The following is a 242-nucleotide window of genomic DNA, read 5'->3' on the forward strand; positions in this document are numbered from 1 at the left end:
CTCCTCGGTCGAGCGCACCATGTCTGCCAGACGTGGATCATCGGGATCCTGACTCACCCACCGAGTGGCCAGGTCCTTGGCCGCAGTGATGACGTCGGCATGATCGAGCACCCGCAGCATGCTCAGCACCGAGCGTCCGGACTGGTTTGCTCCCAGCACATTGCCCTCGTGTCGTTGGGCCAGGTCGAGTTCGGCGAGCCGGATTCCGTCCCGGGTGCTGGCCACCGCGTCCAGCCGGGTGC

Annotated in this window: 1 protein-coding gene; it reads right to left on the reverse strand. The window is 66.5% G+C overall.

Features of this window, described 5'->3' with window-relative positions; translation table 11 throughout:
• On the reverse strand, window positions 1-242 hold a 242-nt coding region (locus CUZ56_RS15430; RefSeq protein WP_204250980.1), incomplete at both ends, for a hypothetical protein.

The sequence above is a fragment of the Saezia sanguinis genome (assembly GCF_003991585.1).
GTDB classification, from domain to species: Bacteria; Pseudomonadota; Gammaproteobacteria; order Burkholderiales; family Burkholderiaceae_C; genus Saezia; species Saezia sanguinis.